The sequence below is a fragment of the Serpentinimonas sp. SSL01 genome (assembly GCF_056323735.1).
Genome location: NZ_CM150487.1, coordinates 212367 through 234859, shown reverse-complemented (window position 1 = coordinate 234859; position 22493 = coordinate 212367). Strand labels below are relative to the sequence as shown.

At 60.2% G+C, this 22493-nt stretch carries 21 protein-coding genes; 12 read left to right on the top strand and 9 right to left on the bottom strand.

The features are described from left to right. Nucleotides 1-55: 55 nt before the first annotated feature. The 6 genes from ACVMK0_RS01125 to ACVMK0_RS01100 all read right to left on the bottom strand — a co-directional run bounded on the left by ACVMK0_RS01125 (nt 56) and on the right by ACVMK0_RS01100 (nt 4621). Nucleotides 56-499, bottom strand: coding sequence for a hypothetical protein (locus tag ACVMK0_RS01125; protein WP_476464020.1), 444 nt, complete (start codon nt 497-499; stop codon nt 56-58). A 167-nt stretch (nt 500-666) separates the two neighbouring features. Next, nucleotides 667-1512, bottom strand: a complete 846-nt coding sequence (locus ACVMK0_RS01120; RefSeq protein ID WP_476464019.1) for a hypothetical protein — start codon at nt 1510-1512, stop codon at nt 667-669. Nucleotides 1513-1550: 38 nt separating this feature from the next. Beyond that, a complete protein-coding gene (locus tag ACVMK0_RS01115; protein ID WP_476464018.1) occupies nt 1551-1832 on the bottom strand; it encodes a hypothetical protein in 282 nt (93 codons plus the stop codon). Next, nucleotides 1813-3627, bottom strand: a complete 1815-nt coding sequence (locus ACVMK0_RS01110) for a hypothetical protein (RefSeq protein ID WP_476464017.1) — start codon at nt 3625-3627, stop codon at nt 1813-1815. Before ACVMK0_RS01110 ends, ACVMK0_RS01115 begins: the two co-directional genes overlap by 20 nt. Then, on the bottom strand, nt 3627-3905 hold the full coding sequence (locus tag ACVMK0_RS01105; RefSeq protein WP_476464016.1) for a hypothetical protein: 279 nt from the start codon (nt 3903-3905) through the stop codon (nt 3627-3629). The genes ACVMK0_RS01110 and ACVMK0_RS01105 overlap by 1 nt, the downstream gene beginning before the upstream one ends. Before the next feature lie 104 nt (nt 3906-4009). Continuing rightward, nucleotides 4010-4621, bottom strand: coding sequence for a hypothetical protein (locus tag ACVMK0_RS01100; protein ID WP_476464015.1), 612 nt, complete (start codon nt 4619-4621; stop codon nt 4010-4012). Nucleotides 4622-4690: 69 nt separating this feature from the next. On the opposite strand from ACVMK0_RS01100, the gene ACVMK0_RS01095 reads away from it, so the two are divergent. Together ACVMK0_RS01095 and ACVMK0_RS01090 are read left to right on the top strand one after the other, a co-directional pair. Next, nucleotides 4691-4942: a type II toxin-antitoxin system ParD family antitoxin gene (locus ACVMK0_RS01095; protein WP_476464014.1), complete on the top strand. Its 252-nt coding sequence runs from the start codon at nt 4691-4693 to the stop codon at nt 4940-4942. Beyond that, nucleotides 4939-5268 carry a type II toxin-antitoxin system RelE/ParE family toxin gene (locus ACVMK0_RS01090; protein ID WP_476464013.1) on the top strand — a complete coding sequence of 110 codons (330 nt, stop codon included), beginning with the start codon at nt 4939-4941 and terminating at the stop codon, nt 5266-5268. Before ACVMK0_RS01095 ends, ACVMK0_RS01090 begins: the two co-directional genes overlap by 4 nt. A gap of 637 nt (nt 5269-5905) precedes the next feature. On the opposite strand, the gene ACVMK0_RS01085 is transcribed toward ACVMK0_RS01090, so the two are convergent. After that, a complete protein-coding gene (locus ACVMK0_RS01085; protein WP_476464012.1) occupies nt 5906-6391 on the bottom strand; it encodes a DUF3489 domain-containing protein in 486 nt (161 codons plus the stop codon). 11 nt (nt 6392-6402) lie between these two features. Continuing rightward, on the bottom strand, nt 6403-6606 hold the full coding sequence (locus ACVMK0_RS01080; protein ID WP_476464011.1) for a hypothetical protein: 204 nt from the start codon (nt 6604-6606) through the stop codon (nt 6403-6405). Between the two features lie 180 nt (nt 6607-6786). Between ACVMK0_RS01080 and ACVMK0_RS01075 the strand changes: the two genes are divergently transcribed. The 10 genes from ACVMK0_RS01075 to ACVMK0_RS01030 all read left to right on the top strand — a co-directional run bounded on the left by ACVMK0_RS01075 (nt 6787) and on the right by ACVMK0_RS01030 (nt 21146). After that, nucleotides 6787-6999, top strand: a complete 213-nt coding sequence (locus ACVMK0_RS01075; protein WP_476464010.1) for a helix-turn-helix domain-containing protein — start codon at nt 6787-6789, stop codon at nt 6997-6999. Further along, entirely contained in the window at nt 6996-8552 is a 1557-nt protein-coding gene (locus ACVMK0_RS01070) for a type I restriction-modification system subunit M (RefSeq protein WP_476464009.1), read from the top strand. Before ACVMK0_RS01075 ends, ACVMK0_RS01070 begins: the two co-directional genes overlap by 4 nt. Further along, the gene (locus ACVMK0_RS01065) at nt 8549-9784 is read left to right on the top strand and encodes a restriction endonuclease subunit S (protein ID WP_476464008.1); all 1236 of its coding nucleotides are present in this window, start codon (nt 8549-8551) and stop codon (nt 9782-9784) included. The genes ACVMK0_RS01070 and ACVMK0_RS01065 overlap by 4 nt, the downstream gene beginning before the upstream one ends. A gap of 1 nt (nt 9785) precedes the next feature. Beyond that, nucleotides 9786-10901 (top strand): anticodon nuclease, encoded by a 1116-nt coding sequence (locus ACVMK0_RS01060; protein WP_476464007.1) that lies wholly within the window; start codon nt 9786-9788, stop codon nt 10899-10901. Nucleotides 10902-10905: 4 nt separating this feature from the next. Continuing rightward, a complete protein-coding gene (locus tag ACVMK0_RS01055; protein WP_476464006.1) occupies nt 10906-11955 on the top strand; it encodes a PDDEXK nuclease domain-containing protein in 1050 nt (349 codons plus the stop codon). Next, nucleotides 11948-15046 (top strand): HsdR family type I site-specific deoxyribonuclease, encoded by a 3099-nt coding sequence (locus ACVMK0_RS01050; protein ID WP_476464005.1) that lies wholly within the window; start codon nt 11948-11950, stop codon nt 15044-15046. The genes ACVMK0_RS01055 and ACVMK0_RS01050 overlap by 8 nt, the downstream gene beginning before the upstream one ends. 10 nt (nt 15047-15056) lie before the next feature. Next, on the top strand, nt 15057-17492 hold the full coding sequence (locus tag ACVMK0_RS01045; protein WP_476464004.1) for a TOTE conflict system archaeo-eukaryotic primase domain-containing protein: 2436 nt from the start codon (nt 15057-15059) through the stop codon (nt 17490-17492). A 318-nt stretch (nt 17493-17810) separates the two neighbouring features. After that, nucleotides 17811-19601 carry an AMP-binding protein gene (locus tag ACVMK0_RS01040; protein WP_476464003.1) on the top strand — a complete coding sequence of 597 codons (1791 nt, stop codon included), beginning with the start codon at nt 17811-17813 and terminating at the stop codon, nt 19599-19601. Nucleotides 19602-19637: 36 nt separating this feature from the next. After that, the gene (locus ACVMK0_RS01035; protein WP_476464002.1) at nt 19638-20555 is read left to right on the top strand and encodes a bile acid:sodium symporter; all 918 of its coding nucleotides are present in this window, start codon (nt 19638-19640) and stop codon (nt 20553-20555) included. A 36-nt stretch (nt 20556-20591) separates the two neighbouring features. After that, nucleotides 20592-21146, top strand: a complete 555-nt coding sequence (locus ACVMK0_RS01030; RefSeq protein WP_476464001.1) for a thermonuclease family protein — start codon at nt 20592-20594, stop codon at nt 21144-21146. Nucleotides 21147-21192: 46 nt separating this feature from the next. On the opposite strand, the gene ACVMK0_RS01025 is transcribed toward ACVMK0_RS01030, so the two are convergent. Further along, on the bottom strand, nt 21193-22395 hold the full coding sequence (locus tag ACVMK0_RS01025; protein ID WP_476464000.1) for an HD-GYP domain-containing protein: 1203 nt from the start codon (nt 22393-22395) through the stop codon (nt 21193-21195). Nucleotides 22396-22493: the final 98 nt, after the last annotated feature.

The following is a 22493-nucleotide window of genomic DNA, read 5'->3' as shown; positions in this document are numbered from 1 at the left end:
AAACTCCTGTTGTTGAGACAGATCCATGAACGCGCTGTGGCGACCAGAAGCCAAGTCAAACCGCGCTCTGTTCGAGGTCGTCGGCTTGCCCTGTCGCAACATCGACACGCTCTCCCAGCAGCGTCTGGGGTTTGCCGGTGCGCCGGTCCTTGATGCCCAGGATGTAGACCTCGCCGTTCCACACCCCGCAGGCCACGTCGGTGTCACTGGCCGTGGCCGGCATCAACCAGCCGGTGATGCCATTGGGCAACTGCAGGAGTTCATCTATATGCTGGATGGGCCAGCGCATCGCCTCCTGGTAGTGGTCGGCAAAGTCCAGGAGTTGCTGCGGCACGTCCGGGAAGTTTTCCTGGCTGAGGATGGGAATCCAGACCAGCGGCTGGCCGCTGGCAAACCAGCCTTGCAAGCGCTGCTCGACTTCTGGGTTGTAGTGCTGCAGGGGTTCAACGGGCACGTGGCGGCTGCCGCCGGTGGCTTGGGGTTCTGTCGTGTGGTTCATCAAAGGCTCCTTGAGTGGTAACCCGGCACGGCACCGGGCGGTAACCGGGGTGGTAACTGGTAACCCTGTTTCGGGGTCTGTCGGTAGCGGGGCAGCGCGCTCGCGCCCCCCGTATTGCTTTATGGCGAGGAAGGACCCAATTCGCCTGTGGGCGGGTGGCGTGACGATCAAGCCGCTGGCATTTCTGCCGTCAGTGCATCGCCAGCCGCTTCGATCAAGGCTCGAGGAATCTCAACCGGGAAGCGACTTTCGTCGTGGTGGTAGTTGATCTGGCGCCGGGCCGCCGAGGCGCGAGCCAATGCGTTCATGACCGGCATCAACTGTTCGTGCAGCTCGATTTCGGCCATTGCCGCACGGCAGTGGATGAAGTAATCCCTCGCCTTGCGCACCGCATCAGGAAGTCCGCCAAGCTGGGCCTGGACTGCATCACGCTGGCGCTCAAGCTCGGCCTGCGATGCGCGGGTGATGCGCAACTCCACCTCCAGCTTGGTCAAAGTTTCGGGCACCACGAATTCCGCTTCGGTGTCCAGCAGCGCCCGAGATGCCGACTTCGTCTCGACAACAATGCGCGCTTCGAGGTCCACCAGCCGCTTGGCGATCTTGGTCAGTTGGCCATCGACCGTCTGCACCTCAGCGGTGAGCGCCTTGCGTTGTGCCATCAGATCGTCAAGCTGCTTGCGGGCCAGTGCAAAGCGCTCGGGTGTGGCCAGGACCTGCTGCAGCGGACGCAGCTGGCTCTCCAGGTTGGACACCTTCGACTTGAGCCTTTCCATCCGCTGATTGGCCTCGCACAGGATGGGCCAGTGGGCTTTGGCTGCCGGTGGCGTGTTCATCGACATCGAGCCAGCGGCATCGCGCAGCCGGTTTTGCTTCTCGCGTGCCGCAGCGTGCTCGGCTTCCGCCTCCGCCAATTCGGCCTTGAGGGGCGTGAGTTCCAGATTGAGCGCGTCGTGCTCAGACTTGATCTTGTCCAGGTAGGGGTTGGACTTCTTGCTGAACGGGTTCAGTTTCATGGTGGTGGTCTCCGAGTTTGGTCAGGGGTGGACGAGGGTCAAGCGGGATACAGGGCGTCGCCGGGCCGCGCGACGGTGCTGACCCACAGGCCGGGGCCCACCTGCTTCTTGATGCCGACCGGCGCGCCGGGGCGGCGGGGATGGCTGGTGGCCTGCCAACCCTGGTGGGAGTGGGTTTGCCCGGTCATCGCCGCAATCGCGGCAGCCAGCGGGGACAGCTGCGTTTCGGCAGAGGTGGATGGGCTGGTGGCCTGCGGCGTGACGCCGAGGGCCTTGGCCCAGACGGGATGCAAGTTGGGATTACTCACGGTGAGCTCCATATCGAGTGCCACCCTCGATGCCGGGTGGCGTGGCAGGATTGGTTTGGGAACGGGTCTGGGCAATGCGCCAGCGCGCGCCCTCACGGCTGTGGCCGAGATGCGTGATGTCGATGCCCTTGGCGCGGTAGGCCGGGGCGATGCGGCGCAGCTGGTCCGACAGACCCTTGGGCGAGCGAGGCCAACTGCTGCGGTCGGGGATGCTGTGGGCGTTCAGCAGGTCGTAGAGCTGACCGGCGGTTCCCTGCCAGTTGATCGGCAGGATGCGATCAGCGAGGTACTTGTCCAAGGCCTGCGCGACGGCGTTGCTTTCCAAGGCACGGTCGATGCCAGCGCGCACGAGTTCGGCGTACTGCTGCTGGAACTCACCAGGGGCAAAGCCCAGGGCGCGGGCCACTGCCTCGCCCAGGCGCTCGTAATCAGCCATGCGCTGCTTCTGGGTGAGCTTGACCGTCGGCAGAATCGCCAGCGCAGCCGAGAACAGATCGAGCAGACCGGCGAAAACCTTGGGTTGATCACGTTCCCAGCCTGCGTGCGTGTCCGCATCGTCACGCCGGGCATCTGCGGGGATGGTCGGCAGATCGACGTGAATGACCCGGTCGATCAGGTCCGGTCGCGTGGCGACCACGGCGATGCCGTTGAGCACCACCGGCCGCTTGGTTTCCATCACGTGCTCTTCGCCATTGGTGTAGAGCTGGCGCGAGGCAAAACCGCCGCCGGTGGCCAGGGTGCAAAAGGCATCCTGCTGCTCGGGCGTGAGGCCAGAGAGGTTCTCGTAGCTGACCAGCCAGTTGTTGGCGGCGGCGACGAACACGTCCTCCACCGTCTTGGGTCTACCGCGCAGCATCACCTTGTTCGGATCGACCAGGCTGCGCAGCACGGATTGCGTGGTGGACTTGGCCGAGCCTTGTTCGCCCACCAGTTCCAGCACCGGGAAGGGGGTGTCCGGGCGGAAACAATCCAGCAGCCACGCCAGCACCATCACGCGGCTGTGTGCCGGGATGTTGGTGTGCTGCCAGAGCAACCCGACATCGCCATGGGTCACCGGCATAGGCAGCGGGCGCATCGAAGGCGTGCGGGTGAAATACACCGGCGACTCGTTCACCACCCGCCAGCCTTGCGGGGTGACGTGGATGGACTGCCACTGCTCATCGGCCAGATCGATCAGGTAGCCATCGTCGCAGCGGGCGGCGCGGACATGCACTTCGATCTCGTCGCCATCGTTGATGCCTGCAGCGGCGAGCGTGGCCAGTGCCGATTTCATCGTGGTCTCCGGCACGCCCATTTCCTTGGCACGCCAGTACGCGGCCCGCAGCCATTCCTCGAAGCCAGAGGAATACACCCGCCACACTTCGCGCCGACTGGGCATGGGAATCACGGCCACCGCATTGCGGTCCGCATCGTGGTGCAACTGGCACTGCGCACGGGCCAAGGCGACCAGTTCATCGAGCGCGCTGGCGTCGTCGTCGCTGCCGGGCAGTTCGTCTCGCACCAGTTTGTCGAGCATCGTCACCGAGCAGTCACGGTTCGCCTTCTTGGCGGCGTGGCGCAGGCGCAAGTAGCCGGGTAGGTCCGTGGCCTTGAGGATGGAGAAGGCGCGCACCACGTCTTCTTCGGCCAGCACCCCCACGTCATCCACCAGACGAACCAGTGCCACCTCGATCACACCAACAGGATCGGCGTCAGGTGTTGGCCCCGGAGTGGCCGCAGCATCCATCTCGACCGTGTGATGGTCGTGATGGTGGTGACGGTCGTTCTCTACTGCTCCGTCCGGGGAAGGGATGAGCGCGCTCACCATCACCCCCATTCCGCCAGTTCGGAGGTGCGCCTAATGCGGCGGCTGTTTGCTTCCAGCCAAGCCAGCACATCGGCCTTGCGATAGCGGACGGTGCGTCCGATTTTGGTGAGGATGGGGCCGCCGCCGTGGGTGGCAGACCACTCCAGCCAGCCGACGGTGTAGCCCATGCCAGCGGCGGCTGTTTTACGGTCGAGCAAGGCCTCGACGGGCGCTTGCCAGAATTCAGCACGCAGATCAGCGGTGCTGGCAATGTGTGATGTTCGGGCCCGTTTGGGCATGGCGGCATTCCTTCGGGTTCATTTGGAATGCCGCCATCGTGGTTCGCCTCGAACTTGGCGAACAGGAAGTTCAGAAAGGTTTTCTGAACTTCAAAAATCTATTGTCAGGTCCGGTGCCGATTGATCTCCGGCCCGAACAGCTTGAGCGCCTCGCCCAACTTCTTGTTGAAGGACAGTAGGCCGCGCGTGTCGCTGGGCATCAGTTCTTCGGCCGCCTGGATGACGGCTTCGCTGATGGCAGAGGCGTTCGGGCGGTTGCCGACTTGGTATTTACTGGCGGACTTGGCCAGCAGGTGCGCCATCAGCGCAATGGCCTTCAGGCTGTTCATCTCGGCGGCTTCGCTGCCATCGGGAAGCACCGCTTGGCGGGCCTCGTCAAACAGGAAGGCTGGGCGATCCTCGAACGGCAGTTGCTCGAACCACCGGCGCAGGCTGGCCTTGTTGATCACCAGACGATCCTTCTCCAGCAACTCGTCGATGGGAGCGCCCTTGAACACTTGGCCACGCGCAGTGAGAATGCCCAGGTCTTCATATTCGAGGCGTTCCGTGCGCAGGGCGGTGACCAGCGCGGCCCGCTTGGCGCTCATGCACTGGGTCTCGAAGTTCAGACTGGCGAGCTCGGCAGGCTCCACGCCGCACCACAGGGCAATCGCGTCATCGATGCGGATATGGTCGGCCAGGTCCCAGTAGCGCAGGCAGTTGTTTGGGTTGGGCATGGATGCCTTCTTTCGGTATGGTGGAATACGGGTCTTGCCAAATTTTGCCAAAGAACCCACACTTGCGCCATGAGCACGATGAACATCTCTCTCCCCGACACCCTCAAATCCTTCGTGGATGAGCAGGTCAGCCAGCGCGGCTATGGCACGAGCAGCGAGTACGTTCGCGAGTTGATCCGCAAGGATCAAGACCGCCTGCAATTGCGCAACCTACTGTTGGCCGGAGCTGCCTCGGCCCCGGCGGCCACTGCTGATGCCAGCTATTTCGAAGGCTTGCGTGACCGGGCGCGCAAGGCCGCCAAACCCGCTGCCAAGGCGTGAAGGCCAAGCCAGTCATCCCGCGTGAGCAGGCCAACCGGGATGTGGACGAGGCCGTCGCCTACTACCTGAGTGAGGCGGACGAAGCCGTGGCACTCGGCTTCATCGATGCGCTGGAGAAGGCTTACGGGCACATCGGTCGCCACCCGGCCACAGGTTCTCCACGCTACGCCCATGAGCTCAACCTGCCGGGCCTGCGCGCCTGGCCGCTGATGCGCTACCCGCACCTCGTGTTCTACGTTGAGCGTCCGGACCATATCGATGTCTGGCGCGTGCTGCACGGACAGCGGGATATCCCGGCGTGGATGCAGGAGCCTGACGCCGTGTGACGGTCGGATCGCCAGGGCGTATCTGTGCTTTCGCCGGTGTAAACAATAAGCGGCGACCGTCACAACCATCACCACTGTCACAGCGGGCCATCGACCGTGATGGTTGTGGCGATGGTGATGGTCACCGCCTATTGTTATGGCCCGCGCACGCATACATGCCCCAGGCGAAAGGGGTCCTTCCTGACGATATTCCAATACGGGGGGCGCGAGCGCAGCATTGCGCTACCGTCTGGCCAGGAAACAAGGTTTGCAGGGTTTGCGGTTCGCACTTGGCGGTGCGGGTCAACGGGCTGAATGCCGCGTCAACGCTGACGTGTGCGGGATTGTTGGGAAAGAGGAGAGTGCGAACCTTGGTGCGTACCGGGTTTGCAGGTTTGCACCCCGGTGCGCGCGAAAACGGCCAGGGACGAAAACTCAATGCTGGTGCGGGTTTGCAGCCGATTCGCTGACTGGGGTGCAGAAATCGGCCCACGAGCCTTTGCACCCCGTCTGACGCATCGGACACAGGTTGTCGTAACTTTCCGTGAGGCGCGCGCACGCGCACGCGTATAGAGAGTTACGTGGAACTGTGTCCGATGCGTCAGACACGCCGGGGCATCCGCAGGGCCTGAAGAAACTGGACACCCTTGGCGGCTGATCACACCACCCTGTACACCCGTTCGCCGCTGTCGTTGTGCGCCAGCACCACGTTCAGGCCCAGCTTCTTGCGTAGCATCCCGGAGATGGCTCCGCGCACGGAGTGGGGCTGCCAGCCAGTGGCCAGCATCAGTTGCAGGCTGGTCGCCCCCTGCGGGCGGCGCAGCGCCACCACCAGCGCGGCGAGTTTGGTGTCGGGGCGGATCGGGATGCCCTCCAGAAGTTGGAGATCACCGATGGTGTCCATCGGCTGGACGCCATTTGGTGGTGTGGACCGTTGCAGGCCGATGGCCACATAAGCCGCGTCGGTCAGCACGTGGCCGTCATCGGCAGGCTCGATCCACCCGCGCTGCAGCAGTGCAGTCAGCACCTTGACCCGTGCGCCGCCGCGCAGGGTGTCTGGTGGCATCACTCGTCCATCGGCACGGTGGGCTGCGGTGTGCAGCAGCAGGCTTTGGGACGGGGAGAGTTTGAGCAGGGTTCCCATCGTCGCATCCCTTACTTGGCCTGGCTGTCGAAGATCGCCAGCAGGTCATCCAGCGCCTGATCTACCCGCCCGAGGTCCCCAACGTGGCCGCAGTGGATGGCGTCAGGGTCATGGCCGAAGTGGTCGTCGGCCAGTTGCAGCAGGGCCTCGATCTTGTCGAGGATCATCGGCAGTCGTTGCAGGTAGGCATCGAGGGCGGTGGGCTGGGTGGTCATGGTGGGCTCCGGGTTGATTGATGACGCCACCATTCACGCGCTGAACGATCAAGAAGCCAAGAAAAAGATGATGCCCACGGCATCGAACCCTCGTCTGCCGCCCTCCAACCTGATAAATTGCAACCTTTACGATTGAAACCGATTTTATGCGACCCGAACCCCTGCTGCCGGAGCGCTGCAATGACCGCTGAACCATGGGTGTCCGTAGATCAGATCGCCGAGCATCTGGGCGTGACGCGCGATTCGATCTACCGCTGGATCGACCGCAAGAGCCTGCCCGCGCACCGCGTGGGGCGGTTGTGGAAGTTCCAGGTGTCTGAAGTGGATGAGTGGGTTCGCGCCGGTGGCGCGGATGAAGACAAGACGAACGATTTGACAGGAAACCGAACATGACCAGCATTCAGCAACGCGCCGAACTTCAACGCCGGATCTGGCAAATTGCCAATGACGTCCGAGGCGCCGTGGACGGCTGGGACTTCAAGCAATACGTGCTGGGTACCTTGTTCTACCGTTTCATCAGCGAAAACTTTGCGGCCTACATCGAAGGCGGGGACGAGAGCATCAACTACGCCGCGCTGAACGACGTGGTCATCACGCCAGACATCCGCGACGACGCCATCAAAACCAAGGGCTACTTCATCTACCCCAGCCAGCTGTTCGCCAACGTGGCCGCCAGTGCCAACACTAACGACAGCCTGAACACCGACCTGGCAGCGATTTTCTCTGCCATTGAAACCTCCGCCCTGGGCTACCCGTCCGAGCGCGACATCCGTGGCCTGTTCGCCGACTTTGACACCACCAGCAACCGCCTGGGCAACACCGTCAAAGACAAAAACGCCCGCCTGGCCGCTGTGCTCAAAGGTGTGGCCGAGCTGGACTTCGGCGACTTCGACGCCAGCCACATCGACCTTTTTGGCGACGCCTACGAATTCCTCATCTCCAACTACGCTGCCAACGCGGGCAAGTCTGGGGGCGAGTTTTTCACGCCGCAGCAGGTCTCCAAGCTGATCGCCCGGCTGGCCATGCACGGGCAAAGCAGCATCAACAAAATTTACGACCCCGCCTGCGGGTCTGGCTCGCTGCTGCTGCAAGCCAAAAAGCAGTTTGACGCCCACATCATCGAAGACGGCTTCTTTGGCCAGGAACTCAACCACACCACGTACAACCTGGCGCGGATGAACATGTTCCTGCACAACGTCAACTACGACAAATTCAACATCGAGCTGGGCGACACCCTCATCGAGCCGCACTTTGGCGATGACAAACCCTTCGATGCCATTGTTTCCAACCCGCCCTATTCGGTGAAGTGGGTGGGCAGCGACGACCCCACCCTTATCAACGATGACCGGTTTGCCCCGGCCGGTGTGCTGGCGCCCAAATCCAAGGCCGACTTTGCCTTTGTGTTGCACGCGCTCAGCTACCTCTCAGCCAAAGGCCGTGCGGCCATCGTCTGCTTTCCCGGCATTTTTTACCGCGGCGGGGCCGAACAAAAGATCCGCCAGTACCTGGTGGACAACAACTATGTGGAAACGGTGATTTCGCTCGCTCCCAACCTGTTCTTCGGAACCACCATAGCCGTGAGCATTCTGGTGCTGTCCAAACACAAGACCGACACCCACACCCAGTTCATTGATGCCAGTGGCCTGTTCAAGAAAGAAACCAACAACAACGTGCTGCTGGACTCGCACATCGACCAGATCATGGCGGTGTTCGATAGCAAGGCGAACGTCGAGCACTTTGCTCAGTCCGTACCGTTTGAGAAGGTCGCCGCCAACGACTACAACCTTTCGGTCAGCAGCTACGTGGTGGCCAAGGACAACCGCGAGGTGGTGAACATCGCCCAGCTCAATGCCGAGCTGAAAACCACGGTTGCCAAGATTGATCAGCTGCGCAAGGACATTGACGCCATCGTGGCGGAGATTGAAGGCGAGGAGCTGGAGGCATGAGCGGCGTGGACTTTTTGGACAAACTGCTGGATGGTGTGGCGGTGGAGTGGAGGGCGCTGGGTGAGATCACATTGCCTACAAGCAACATCAGGTGGCGTGATGCAAAGCGTTCCTATCGCTACATCGATCTAACATCCGTTGACATCGAGGCCAAAGCAATCGTCGAGACGAATGAAATTCAAGCCAGCAACGCACCGAGTCGAGCTCAGAAGCTAGTTGAAAAAGATGACTTGATTTTTGCTACAACGCGTCCCGCTCAACAACGGTATTGCTTAATTGGTGAAGAGTATTCCGGCGAAGTTGCCAGCACGGGCTATTGCGTTTTACGCGCCAAGCGAGAGGTGGTTCTGCCGAAATGGATTCTTCATTGGATCGCTTCCCGTGATTTCAAAGCATACGTCGAAGAGAACCAAAGTGGCTCTGCATATCCCGCCATATCAGACGCAAAGGTGAAGGATTTCGCAATCCCTATCCCCTGCCCAGAAAACCCCAAAAAATCGCTGGAAATCCAGGCCGAAATCGTCCGCATTCTGGACGCATTCACCGAGCTTACAGCCGAGCTTACAGCCGAGCTTACAGCCGAGCTTACAGCCCGCAAGAAACAATACAACCACTATCGAGATCAGTTGTTGCGTTTTGAAGATGGGGAGGTGGAGTGGCAAACTCTTGGGGAGCTGACAACATTGAGGCGTGGCCGCGTGATGTCAAAAGGCTACCTCGCCGAGAATGCTGGGCCCTTTCCGGTGTTCAGCTCTCAGACTGCCAACAACGGCATGATTGGAAAAATCGATACGTTCGATTTTGATGGAGAGTTCATTAGCTGGACGACTGATGGTGCTAACGCTGGGACTGTATTTCATCGGACAGGCAAATTTTCCATTACCAATGTGTGTGGGCTTATAAAGATCAACGATGAATCAAAATTAAACTACAAGTTCTTGTATTACTGGCTTTCAGTTGAAGCGCAGAAGCATGTCTACTCAGGGATGGGCAATCCAAAACTGATGAGTCATCAGGTTGAGAAAATTCCTGTACCTATCCCTTGTCCGGCAAGCCCAGAAAAGTCTCTTGAGAAACAAAAACGCATTGTTTCTATTCTGGATAAACTTGAGGCGCTTACATTTTCCATTAGCGAAGGTTTGCCGCGCGAGATCGAGCTGCGTCAGAAGCAATACGCGTATTACCGCGATCTGTTATTGAGCTTTCCCAAGCCGGAAGAGGTAGCGGCATAACATGGGCAAGACGCTGACGGAAATCGCCCAGCAGCTGCGACACGCCAACAAAAAGGTGCAGTTGCTCTATGCCTTCAACGGCACGGGCAAGACGCGCCTGTCGCGGGCGTTCAAGGAGTTGATTGCACCGAAGGCGGAGGGCGAAGAGGCTCAGGCGTCTGCTTTGGCAGACAAGAAGGTCCTTTACTACAGCGCCTTCACGGAAGATTTGTTCTATTGGCAGAACGATCTGGAGCAGGATGTTGAACCCAAGTTAATCATCCAGCCCAACGCGTTCACCCGGTGGGTGCTGGAAGAACAAGGCCAGGACCAGAGCATCACGGCCACCTTTCAGAGTTACACCAGCGACAAGTTGACGCCACATTTCAGCAGCGAATTTTCGTCTGTCAGTTTTTCATTTGAGCGCGGCAACAATCAGCAAGAGCCGCACATCAAAATCTCTAAAGGCGAAGAGAGCAATTTCATCTGGAGCGTTTTCAATGCGCTACTGGAGCAGTTGATTTCTGAGCTGAACATCGCCGAAGCCGAAAATCGCTCCACGGATGTCTTCAACAAGCTGGAATACGTTTTCATTGATGATCCGGTCAGCTCACTGGATGAAAACCACTTGATCGAGCTGGCGGTCAACTTGGCGGGTTTGATCAAATCAAGTCAGTCCGACCTGAAGTTCATCATCACCACGCACAGCCCGCTGTTCTACAACGTGCTGTTCAATGAGTTCAGCAACAAAGCCTGCTACATGCTGGAGCGCCTGGACGACGGCAGCTATACGCTGACCGAAAAGTCCGGCGATTCCAACAAGAGCTTTTCGTATCACTTGCACCTGCTGCAGACCATCGAGCAGGCCATTGCTGGCAACCGGGTCGAGCGGTTTCACTTCAAGCTGCTGCGCAATCTGTACGAGAAAACGGCCAGCTTCCTGGGTTACCCGAAGTGGTCAGAGCTGTTGCCAGATGACAAGCAGCTGTACTACAGCCGCATCATCAATTTCACCAGCCACAGCACGCTGTCCAACGAAGCCGTTGCACAGCCCACGCCAGCGGAGCAAGCCACGGTCAAACTGTTGCTTGATCACTTGAAGAACAGTCACGGCTTTTGGCAGCAACAGGGAGCCTGATGGTATGAGCGAAATCACCCACCACACCGATTACCGCCAAGCGTTGGCGGCCATCAAGCACCGCATACAGAGCTCGCAAGTTCGCGCCGTGCTGGCGGTCAATGCAGAGTTGCTTGGCCTGTATTGGGACATTGGCCGGCAGCTGGATGCTTGGCAGCGCGAACGCGGCTGGGGCTCGGCGGTGGTGGAGCAAATGGCGCAAGACCTCCAGGCCAGCTACCCCGGCATGAAAGGCTTTTCGCGCACCAGCCTGTTCGCCATGCGGCAGTTTTATGCCTTCTTCAGCCCGCGCTTTGAAGTTGTCCCACAGCCCGTGGGACAAATGCCTTGGGGACACGTGCGCACCCTGTTGGCCAAGGTGAAGTCGGTAGATCTGGTGTTGCTGTACGCCCAGGCCTGCGCCGAACACGGCTGGAGCCGCACGGTGTTGGAGTGGCAGATTGAGCAGCGCTTCCATGAGCGCGTGGGCCAGGCAGTGGGCAACTTCGCCCAGACCCTGCCTGCGCCGCAGTCCGAGTTGGTTCAGCAAAGCCTGAAAGACCCTTATGTGTTCGACTTTCTTACCCTCAGCGCCCAGGCGGTGGAGCGCGACATCGAGAACCAGTTGGTGGCGCAGATCACCCGGTTTCTGCTGGAGCTGGGCAAAGGCTTTGCTTTCCTGGGGCGGCAATACCCGCTGGTAGTCAATGGCAGGGACTACTTTCTGGACTTGCTCTTCTATCACGCACGTTTGAAATGCTACGTGGTGATCGAGCTCAAGGCGGGTGAATTCAAACCCGAATACGTCGGCAAACTCAATTTCTACCTGTCGGCGGTGGACGACCAATTGCGCGGCGACGGCGACCAGCCAACCATTGGCCTGATCCTGTGCAAAGACAAGGACAAGCTGGATGTGGAGTACGCCCTGCGCGATATTCACAAGCCCATGGGAGTGAGCTCGTTCATCACCAAGGACATCCCGTTGTCGGTGCAGTCCCAGTTACCGACGGTACAAGAGATTGAGAGCGAGTTGACTGCGCTGATCCAAGTTGATGAGAAGAAGCCCAATGAGTGACTACAAGACCATTGCCGAATCGAAGAACTTCATCGTTCTGGACAAATACGCCCCGGAATGGAAGGTCGCTGAAGGCTACCAGAGCGAGGGTGATCTCGAGCGCGAGTTCATTCAGGATTTGCAAAACCAGGGCTATGAATACCTGCCCGGACTGACCACGCCGCAGGCTCTGCTCGCCAATGTTCGCGTGCAACTACAAACACTCAATAACGTGCAGTTCGCTGAAGGCGAATGGCTGCGCCTTGTCGAGACATGGTTGGACAAGCCCAGTGATGGCATCGTCGAAAAAACCCGCAAGATTCACGACGACCACATCCACGACTTTGTCTTTGACGACGGCCGCATCCAGAACATCTATCTGCTGGACAAGAAAAACATCGCCCGCAACAAGGTGCAGGTGATCAAGCAATTTGAACAAACTGGCAGTCACGCCAACCGCTACGATGTGACAATTCTGGTCAATGGCTTGCCGCTGGTGCAGGTGGAATTAAAGAAGCGTGGCGTGGCGATTCGCGAAGCCTTTAATCAGGTGCACCGCTACAGCAAGGAGAGCTTCAACAGCGAGCATTCCCTGTACAAGTATTTGCAGCTGTTCGTGATCTCCAACGGCACCGACAGCCGTTACTTTGCCAACACCACGCAGCGCAACAAGAACAGCTTCGACTTCACCATGAACTGGGCGAAGGCGGACAACAGCCTGATCAAGGATCTGAAGGACTTCACGGCCACTTTCTTTCAGAAGCACACCCTGCTCAATGTGCTGCTGCATTACTCGGTATTTGATGTCAGCAATACGTTGCTGGTGATGCGCCCGTATCAAATTGCCGCCACGGAACGCATTCTGTGGAAGATCAACTGCGCGTATCAGGCCAAGAACTGGAGCAGTACTGAAAGCGGTGGCTTCATCTGGCATACCACCGGCTCGGGCAAGACCCTGACCAGTTTCAAGGCGGCGCGTCTAGCCACTGAGTTGGAGTTCATCGACAAGGTCTTCTTCGTGGTGGACCGGAAGGATCTGGATTACCAGACCATGAAGGAATACCAGCGCTTTTCACCGGACAGCGTGAACGGCTCGGACAGCACCGCTGGCCTGAAGCGTAACCTGGACAAGGACGACAACAAGATCGTCGTCACCACCATCCAGAAGCTCAATAACCTGATGAAGAGCGAGGCTGACTTGCCCATTTACGGCAAGCAGGTGGTCTTCATTTTTGATGAGTGCCATCGCAGCCAGTTTGGTGAAGCACAGAAGAATCTAAAGAAGAAGTTCAAGCGGTTCTGTCAGTTTGGCTTTACCGGTACGCCGATCTTCCCGGAAAACGCCTTGGGCGCTGAGACCACCGCCAGCGTGTTTGGCCGTGAACTGCATTCGTACGTGATCACCGATGCCATCCGTGACGAGAAGGTATTGAAATTCAAGGTGGACTACAACGATGTGCGCCCGCAGTTCAAGGCCATTGAAACCGTGCAGGACGAGAAGAAACTCAGCGCAGCGGAAAACAGGCAAGCCTTGCTGCACCCCGACCGCATTCGCGAGATCACTCAGTACATCCTGAACAACTTTCGGCAAAAAACCCACCGCTTGCAAGCGGGTAATAAAGGGTTCAATGCCATGTTCGCCGTCAGCAGTGTGGACGCTGCAAAGCTGTATTACGAGTCTTTCAGGGAGTTGCAGAAAGGCAGCGACAGGCCATTGAGGGTGGCCACCATCTTCTCGTTCGCAGCCAACGAGGAGCAGGATGCGATTGGCGACATTCAGGACGAGAGCTTTGATGTCTCGGCCATGAACAGCAGCGCCAAGGAGTTCTTGAGCGCGGCCATCGCGGACTACAACACGCTGTTCAAAACCAACTTCAGCGTGGACAGCAATGGCTTCCAGAACTACTACCGTGATCTGGCCAAGCAGGTCAAAGCCAAGGAGATCGACCTGCTGATCGTGGTGGGCATGTTCCTGACCGGCTTTGATGCGCCTACGCTCAACACGCTGTTTGTCGACAAGAACCTGCGCTACCACGGGTTGATGCAGGCCTACTCACGCACCAACCGCATCTTCGACGCCACCAAGACCTTCGGCAATATCGTCACCTTCCGCGACTTGGAGCAGGCGACCATTGATGCCATCACCCTGTTCGGCGACAAGAACACCAAGAACGTGGTGCTGGAGAAGAGCTACAAGGAGTACATGCAAGGCTTCACCGATGCGGTCACCGGTGAGGCGCGGCGTGGCTTTATGGACGTCGTGAAGGAACTGGAAGCACGCTTTCCCGATCCCGCAGCTATTGAAAAGGAAGCCGACAAAAAGGCTTTCGCCAAGTTGTTTGGTGAGTATTTGCGCGTGGAGAACATACTGCAGAATTACGACGAGTTCGCCAGCCTGAAAGAGTTGCAAAGCGTTGACATGGCCAATCCGGCTGCGGTGGAGGCGTTCAAGGCCAAGCACTATCTGAATGATGACGATCTGACCGCGCTCCAAGCCATCACACTCCCGGCCGAACGGAAGGTGCAGGACTACCGCTCGACCTACAACGATGTACGCGACTGGCTCCGCCGTGAGCAGGCGGGGGCCGAGAAGGAAAAGTCCACCATCGACTGGGATGATGTCGTCTTTGAGGTGGATCTGCTCAAGTCGCAAGAGATCAACCTTGACTACATCCTGGAACTGATCTTCGAGCACAACAAGAAGATCAAGAGCAAGTCGGAACTGGTGGATGAAGTGCGCCGGGTGATTCGGGCTAGCTTGGGCAACCGCGCTAAAGAGAGCTTACTGGTGGACTTCATCAACCAGACCGATCTGGACAAGATCGGCGACAAGGCCAGCGTGATAGACGCCTTCTTCACTTTTGCACAGGCGGAGCAGCAGCGTGAAGCGCAGGAATTGATCAACTCCGAGAGCCTGAACGCCGAAGCGGCCAAGCGCTACATCACCGCATCATTGAAGCGTGAATTTGCCAGCGACAGTGGCACGGAGCTGAATTCCGTTTTGCCCAAGATGAGTCCGCTCAATCCGCAGTACCTGACCAAAAAGCAAAGCGTGTTCCAGAAAATCGCCGCATTTGTGGAGAAGTTCAAGGGCGTCGGCGGGCAGGTCTGAGGGGCTGGCAATGTTGTACAGGTCTCCGCATTCGGCAGAGTATCGCCCAGCCGAGGAGAGGGGTTGGCGCGATCATGGAGCAGTTGTTCCAGCGAATGGCGGTGAACTGGCAGCGCTGCAAGCCGAAAACGCCCGCCTGATCGCACTGCTCGAATCGCACGGTATCCAGTGGCGTGCGCCGCAACCGGTCGTCCTGGTGGCGCGAGAGCCTGAGCCGTCCAAGCTTTCCACCGCCGAGAAGGTGGCACTGTTCCGTCGGCTGTTTCGTGGGCGCACGGATGTTTACCCGATCCGCTGGGAGGGCAAGACCTCCGGCAAGACTGGTTACGCGCCCGCGTGTGCAAACGAATGGCGCGCCGGTGTCTGCGAGAAGCCGCGCATCAAGTGCGGGGACTGCAGCAATCGTCTGCTGATTCCGCTGTCCGACGCGGTGATCTACGACCATCTGGCCGGTGAGCACACAGTCGGGGTGTATCCGTTGCTGGAGGACGATAGCTGCTATTTCCTCGCGGTCGACTTCGACGAGGCGGAATGGCGAGACGATGCGCTGGCATTCCTGAAGTCCTGCGATGAACTGGGCGTACCAGTGGCGCTGGAGATTTCCCGCTCCGGGAATGGAGCGCATGCGTGGGTGTTCTTTGCCAGCCGCGTTTCAGCACGTGATGCCCGCCGTTTGGGCACGGCCATCATCACCCATACCTGTGCTCGCACCCGGCAACTGAAGCTGGAATCCTATGACCGACTGTTCCCGAACCAGGACACCATGCCCAAAGGCGGGTTTGGCAACCTGATCGCCTTGCCGCTACAGAAAGGTCCGAGGGAGCAGGGTTTCAGCGTCTTTGTCGATTCCGATCTGCGACCGTACCCTGATCAATGGGCGTTCCTCGCGTCCATCCAGCCGATGGCCGCGCACGATATCGAGCCGACCATCCTCCGGGCCACGGGTGGCGTCCATCCGCTGGACGTCACCTTCATCGACGACGAGGACCTGGCCACGCCCTGGAAGCGCGAGAACACATCGGCCAAGAAACTGGCCGGTCCGATGCCGAAGTCACTGACCGTCACGCTGGCCAATCTGATCTATTTCGAGAAGGCCGAGTTGCCGCAGGCTCTGGCCAACCGGCTGATCCGGTTGGCGGCTTTCCAAAACCCTGAGTTCTACAAGGCCCAGGCGATGCGGATGTCGGTGTGGGACAAGCCGCGCGTCATTGGCTGCGCCGAGAGCTATCCCCAGCACATCGCCCTGCCGCGCGGTTGCCTGGATGCCGCGCTGTCCTTGCTGCGAGAGAACGGCATTGCCTGTGACCTGCGAGACGAACGCTTCGGCGGTCAGCCGCTGGACGTGTCTTTTGTCGGTAGTCTGCGCCTCGATCAGGAAGCCGCTGTTGCAGGACTGCTCACCCACGATGCTGGCGTGCTGTGCGCGCCAACTGCCTTCGGCAAGACGGTCACCGCCGCCGCGATGATCGCCCGGCGGGGCGTCAACACCCTGGTGCTGGTGCATCGCACGGAGTTGCTCAAGCAATGGCAGGAGCGCCTGCAAGCCTTTCTGGGGGGCGCCAAAGGCGTGGTCGGTACCATCGGCGGCGGCAAGGCCAAACCGACTGGAAAGATCGACATCGCCGTGATGCAGTCCCTCTCCCGCCAGGGTGAGGTGAACCCGCTGGTCGAGGGCTATGGGCAGGTGGTCGTCGACGAGTGCCACCACGTCGGCGCAGTCTCCTTCGACGCGATCCTCAAGCGGACCAAGGCGAAATACGTGCTGGGCCTGACCGCGACACCGATTCGCCGCGACGGGCAGCAGCCAATCATCTTCATGCAGTGCGGACCGATCCGATACACGGCCGCCAAGCCAGCCGGGGCACCGCGCGATCTGGAAGTGCTGCCTCGTTCACGCTTCGGCCGGATCGACGTGCCGACCGATGCTGGCATTCAGGACGTCTTCCGGTGCCTCGCCAACGATTCGGCCAGAACAGCTGCCATTGCCGCCGAGGTGCGCGATGCCGTCGCGCAGGGACGCAAGGTGCTGGTCTTGACAGAACGCACAGAACACCTCGATGCCATCAAGACGGAACTCGACAGCCTGCAACCGGCCCCGTTCGTCTTGCACGGAAGAATGTCCAGGAAGCAACGAGCGACGCTGGTCGCGGACCTGGATGCACTACCGCCCGACGCGCCGCGCGTCCTTTTGTCCACCGGCAAGCTGGTTGGCGAGGGATTCGATCACCCGCCGCTCGACACCCTGGTCCTCGCGATGCCGGTGTCTTGGAAGGGCACGTTGCAGCAGTACGCCGGGCGCCTGCACCGCGAGCACGCCAGCAAGACTGACGTGCGGATCATCGACTTCGTCGACACCGGCCATCCGGCGCTGCTGCGGATGTGGGACAAGCGGCAGCGTGGCTACCGGGCGATGGGGTATCGCATCAGCAGTGAAGATTTGAAGTGAGGTGTGAATTCGCCAGTGCCTGCAGCAATCCGCGCCAGTGCTCATAAGCTCGGGAGGCCGGTCGGCAGATGGTCAGCCACCCACCACCAAAATGCCACAACCCGCTGCCGCAAGGCAAGCGGGTTTTTTATTTTTGGCGGGGCACTTTTATCAACTTTAACTGCAGCGCTTTGCTTTTACTGTGGCTATAGCCAAATATCAGGGTTTATCCCTACCATCAAATGTTCGTTTTTAGCCGTTACGCGGACATTTTTTTGCACCACTCAGCCGCGCTTCAGGCAAAATAGCACGATCGTTCGTTTAAACTTCACACCGATCATGCAACACCCGTTCGCCGACACGCCCCGCCCTTGGGCCGCCGTGTACCGAGAAGTCGGCATCGTGCCCGAGCTGCCGCCTTTGAGCCACCCCAACCTCGGCGCCTTCATTCACGATGCCTGCACGCGCTGGGCGCGCGAGAGCAAGGTCAAGGCCGCCTTCACCTGCGTGGTGCCCAACGGCATGAACGGCAGCCTGAGCTTTGCCAAGGTTGATGAGTTGTCAGACTATTTTGCCGCCTACCTGCGCGAGGTACTGGGCCTGCACGTGGGCGACCGGGTGGCGGTGCAGATGCCCAACGGCCTGTCCTATCCGGTGGTGGTATTTGGCATCCTCAAGGCCGGTTGTGTGCTGGTCAACACCAACCCGCTCTACACCCCGGCCGAAATGGTGCATCAGTACAAAGATGCCGGCGTCAAGGCCTTGGTGCTGATCGACATGTTTGCCGACAAACTGCCCTCGGTGCTGGCCATGACCACCGTCAAGCACGTGGTGCTGGCTGGGGTGCCGGAGTTTTTCCCGATCATCCCCAAGCTCATCATCCGTGGGGTGCAAAAGGTCTGGTCGCAGGTGCTTCCTCCGGTCACGGTGCCTCACGCGCGCCTGGCTGCTGCCCTGAAGCAGGGCCGTACTGCGCTGCAAAAAGCCGGCGGTCGCGTGCACGCCCAGAACTACTGGAAAGGCATCCAGCCACACGAACTGGCGCTGCTGCAATACACCGGCGGCACCACCGGGGTGAGCAAGGGCGCCATGATCAGCCACAGCAACCTGCTACACAACGTGCAACAGATGCTGGCCATGGGGGGCACGCACATGGAGCCCGGCAAGGAATGCGTGCTGACCGCGCTGCCGCTGTATCACATCTTAGCATTTACCGCCAATTTGCTGGGATTTCTCGCCATCGGCGCGCAAAACATCCTCATCCCCAGCCCGCGCCCGGTGCAAAACCTGCAGCGCGCGATTGAGAACTACCCCATCACTTGGATGACGGGCGTCAACACGCTCTACAACGGCCTGCTCAATGAGGAGTGGTTCGTCGCCTATCCGCCGCGCAAGCTCAAGGCCTCCATCGCGGGCGGCACCTCGCTGCACAGCGCTGTGGCCAAGCGCTGGCGCGAAGTCACAAAAACGCCGATCGCCGAAGGTTACGGCTTGACTGAAACCTCGCCCGTGGTGAGCTTTAACCCGCTGCATGGTGAGCCGCGCTTGGGCAGCATCGGCATCCCCGCTCCAGGCACCGACATCCGACTGGTGGGCGAAGACGGCCAAAATGTAACCTTCGGGCAAGCCGGCGAAATTTACGTCAGCGGCCCACAAGTGATGCAGGGTTACTGGCACCAACCGGCCGAAACCGCAGAGGTGTTGCGCGACGGCTGGCTCGCCACTGGCGATGTGGCGGAGATGGACGACCAGGGATTCATGCACATCGTCGACCGCAAGAAAGACATGATCCTGGTCTCGGGCTTCAACGTCTACCCCAACGAGATCGAGGACGTGATCGCCCAGATGGACGCCGTGCTCGAGGTGGCTGTGGTGGGCACCCCCGACGAAAAAACCGGCGAAGCGGTGCGCGCCTACGTGGTGCACAACCCAGAACACGACGGGGCTTTGCAAGCCGACGCCGTGATCGCCCATTGCCGCAAGTTTCTGGCCGCTTACAAGGTACCCAAGAGCATTGTGATCCGCGAAGAACTGCCCAAAACGGCGGTCGGCAAGGTGCTGCGCAAAAACCTGAAGGCCGAAGTCAAGGCCGAATGGCAAGCACAACTCAAAGCCAACCTGCAGCATTAAACGCCTGCAACCCCAAGAAACCGGAGACCACACAAAATGCTTACCGAATTTGAAACCCAGCTGCTCGGCTTGATGATGATGGTCATCATGCTGGGCATGGGCGCCTCGCTCACCTACCGCGACTTTTTAATCGCCTTTCGCAAACCCAAAGGCGTGCTGGTGGGCCTGGTGTGCCAGTACGGCATCATGCCCTTTCTGGGTTTTACGCTGGCCATCGTGCTCAACTTTCCGCCCGCGCTCGCCGTGGGCCTGATTTTGATGGGCTGCATGCCGGGCGGCACCACGTCAAACATCTTTGCCTACTTCAGCAAAGGCGTGCTGGCGTTGTCGATCATGATGACCAGCATCTCGACCTTGGTGGCGCTGGTGGCGGTGCCAGCTCTGCTGGCTTTCTACACCGGTGTGGCCGGTATTGGCAGCGAATTTGCGGTGCCCGCCAGCAACGTGGCGCAGGTGCTGTTGGTGTTGCTGGTGCCCACGATCATTGGCATGGTGACGCGCAAGCTCAATCCCAACATCGGCGCCACCATGGAGCTGATCGGCAGCTTTATGGGCGTTTTTGTGATCTTGTTCTTGGTGGTGACTTGGGTGCCGCGCAACTACATGCTGCTGGCAGCGACCCCGTTCTCGGTCTATTTTGCGGTCATCGGCTTGGGGCTGATCGGCATGGCGCTGGGCTTTTTGCTGTCGCGCCTGCTGCGCCAAGACCGCAACCGCAGCCGCACCATCGCGCTCGAAACCGGCATTCAGAACGGCCCGCTGGCGGTGCTGATCGTCACCCTGACCTTCACCGGCACCATGCAGCAAGACGTGCTGCTGATCCCGGTGCTGTACTCGCTCTTCATCGTGATCACGAGCACCTTCGTCACGCTGGCGTTTCGCCGCATCGCCGACCGCGAAGCGCTGGCCCGTGACCAAGCCAAAACCGGCAGCGTGCTGCAAGCTGGGCGTTGATCCCACGCGTCAAAGCTGCGGGTTAAACTGCGGCGGATGAACGCTGTCCGCGCCGCCGCCTTGACGCCATTGCCTCGGAATTGGCTCTGGCTGTGGTTGGCCGCCGGCTTGGCACTGGGCAGCGCGCCACTGCGGGCCCAAGCCATATCCAGCCCGCTGCACGGCCGGGTGATTGCGGTGGCCGACGGCGACAGCGTCACCGTGCTCGATGCCCAGCAACGGCGCCACCGGGTGCGGCTGCTGGGCATCGACGCGCCTGAGCAAGCGCAGCCTTGGGGCGCCGAAGCGGGCGCGCACCTGAAGGCCTTGGTCTTGCAGCACGAGGTGCAGGTGGACTTTGCCAAGACCGACCGCCATGGCCGTTTGGTTGGCACGCTGCGCCTGCAGGGGCAGGACGTGAACCTGCAACTGCTGCGCGCCGGGCTGGCTTGGCACCACAAGCCCTACGCCGCCGATCAGGGGTGGCTGGAGCGCTGGCGCTATGCCCGCGCCGAACGCCTAGCACAGCGCGAGCAGCGCGGGCTGTGGACCGACTCGGCCCCGACGCCGCCGTGGGAATACCGCCAACAACAGCGTGCCCAGCCGCGCTAAACGGTGCGGCCTCACCCTTGTCAAACGCCGCGCAGCAGCTGCATCCTCACAGCCGCGCCAGCAGCTTGGCGGTGTTCACGCGCACCCGCACCTCGTCGGCGGCCAAGCCGGCCTTGATTTCGTAGGCCGCCTCGCTGGTGTCACGCAGCGCCGGCTCACCCAGCGGCATGCCGCTGCGCCCGACGAGGGCAAACACCAACGGTTCGTTGGCGCGGCGCTGACGCCGCACCACCACCGCCAGTTCTTCGCTGGCCAGCCGCACATAGCTGCCCGGGATGTAGACACCCACGGCCTTGATCAGCGCCGCTCCGAGGGGGTTGGGCTGGCCGTCGGCGGCCAGGTAGGCGTCGCGCGCCGCCCGCTGCGAAGGCAAGCCCTTGCGGCTGACACGTGGGCTGATACGCGCCACAAACACATCGATCAAGCTGATCAGATGTGCCATCAGCAACAGCGGCTCGGCGCCCTCAAGGCTGCCCATGGCGTGGAGCTTGGTGTGGTGCAGTCGCACCAAGCGCAACCAGGTTGGGTCCTGCACACCCAGGTGCTGCAGACAGCGCTCTCCAAGCAATGGGTGCTGTTCGATGCGAATGCGCTGCTCGACACTGGGCGGCTCGGCTTGCAAGGCCAGCTCGTCTTGCAGGCGCGTCATGCCGATGTTCATGGTCAGCGCGGCGTTGATGAGGGCATCGATCTGGCTGGGCTCTTTGAGCAGCAACTTGCCGACGATCCGGCACAAAAGCCCGCACAGCAAGGCATGACCGGTGCTGTAGCCCAGGGTGCGATCAAGAAGCATCTGCACCAGCACGAACAAGCTGTCGTCGGTGCGCGACTGCAGCACCTCGTCGATGCGCATGCGGATCAGCCCCAAGCGGCGCAAAAAATCCTGCGCCTGCTCACCTTGGTGCAGCAGCAACCCGAGGCTGGTGTGCAGATCGGCCCAGCGCATGTGCACGGGCACGGCTTGCTCGTCGCGATCAGGCCCAAGCCCCATGGGGCGCGCCACGCTGGCAATGCTCTCCAAGCTGGCGTTGCCGCGCAGTTTGCGGTCGATTTCGGCGGTATACCGAAAGGTCCACTGGCGATACTCCTCCTCGTCAACCATCGGGCCGCGCGACCGCAGCAACTCCCGGTGCTCGAAGTTGCGGATGACTTCTCCGCGGCGCAGCAGCAGCACGCCACTGCCGTCCCAGATATTCAGTGGCAATGGCGCCTCGAGCTCGATCTGATCCAATGACAAGGGGACACGCATGCGCGTATGCTAGCAGTAGGCACAGCCACATGCGCCCTGCTCGGGCCGTCGGTTTTGAAGATAATGCAAGAAAACCCCGTTTCACTCGAGGAACCCGA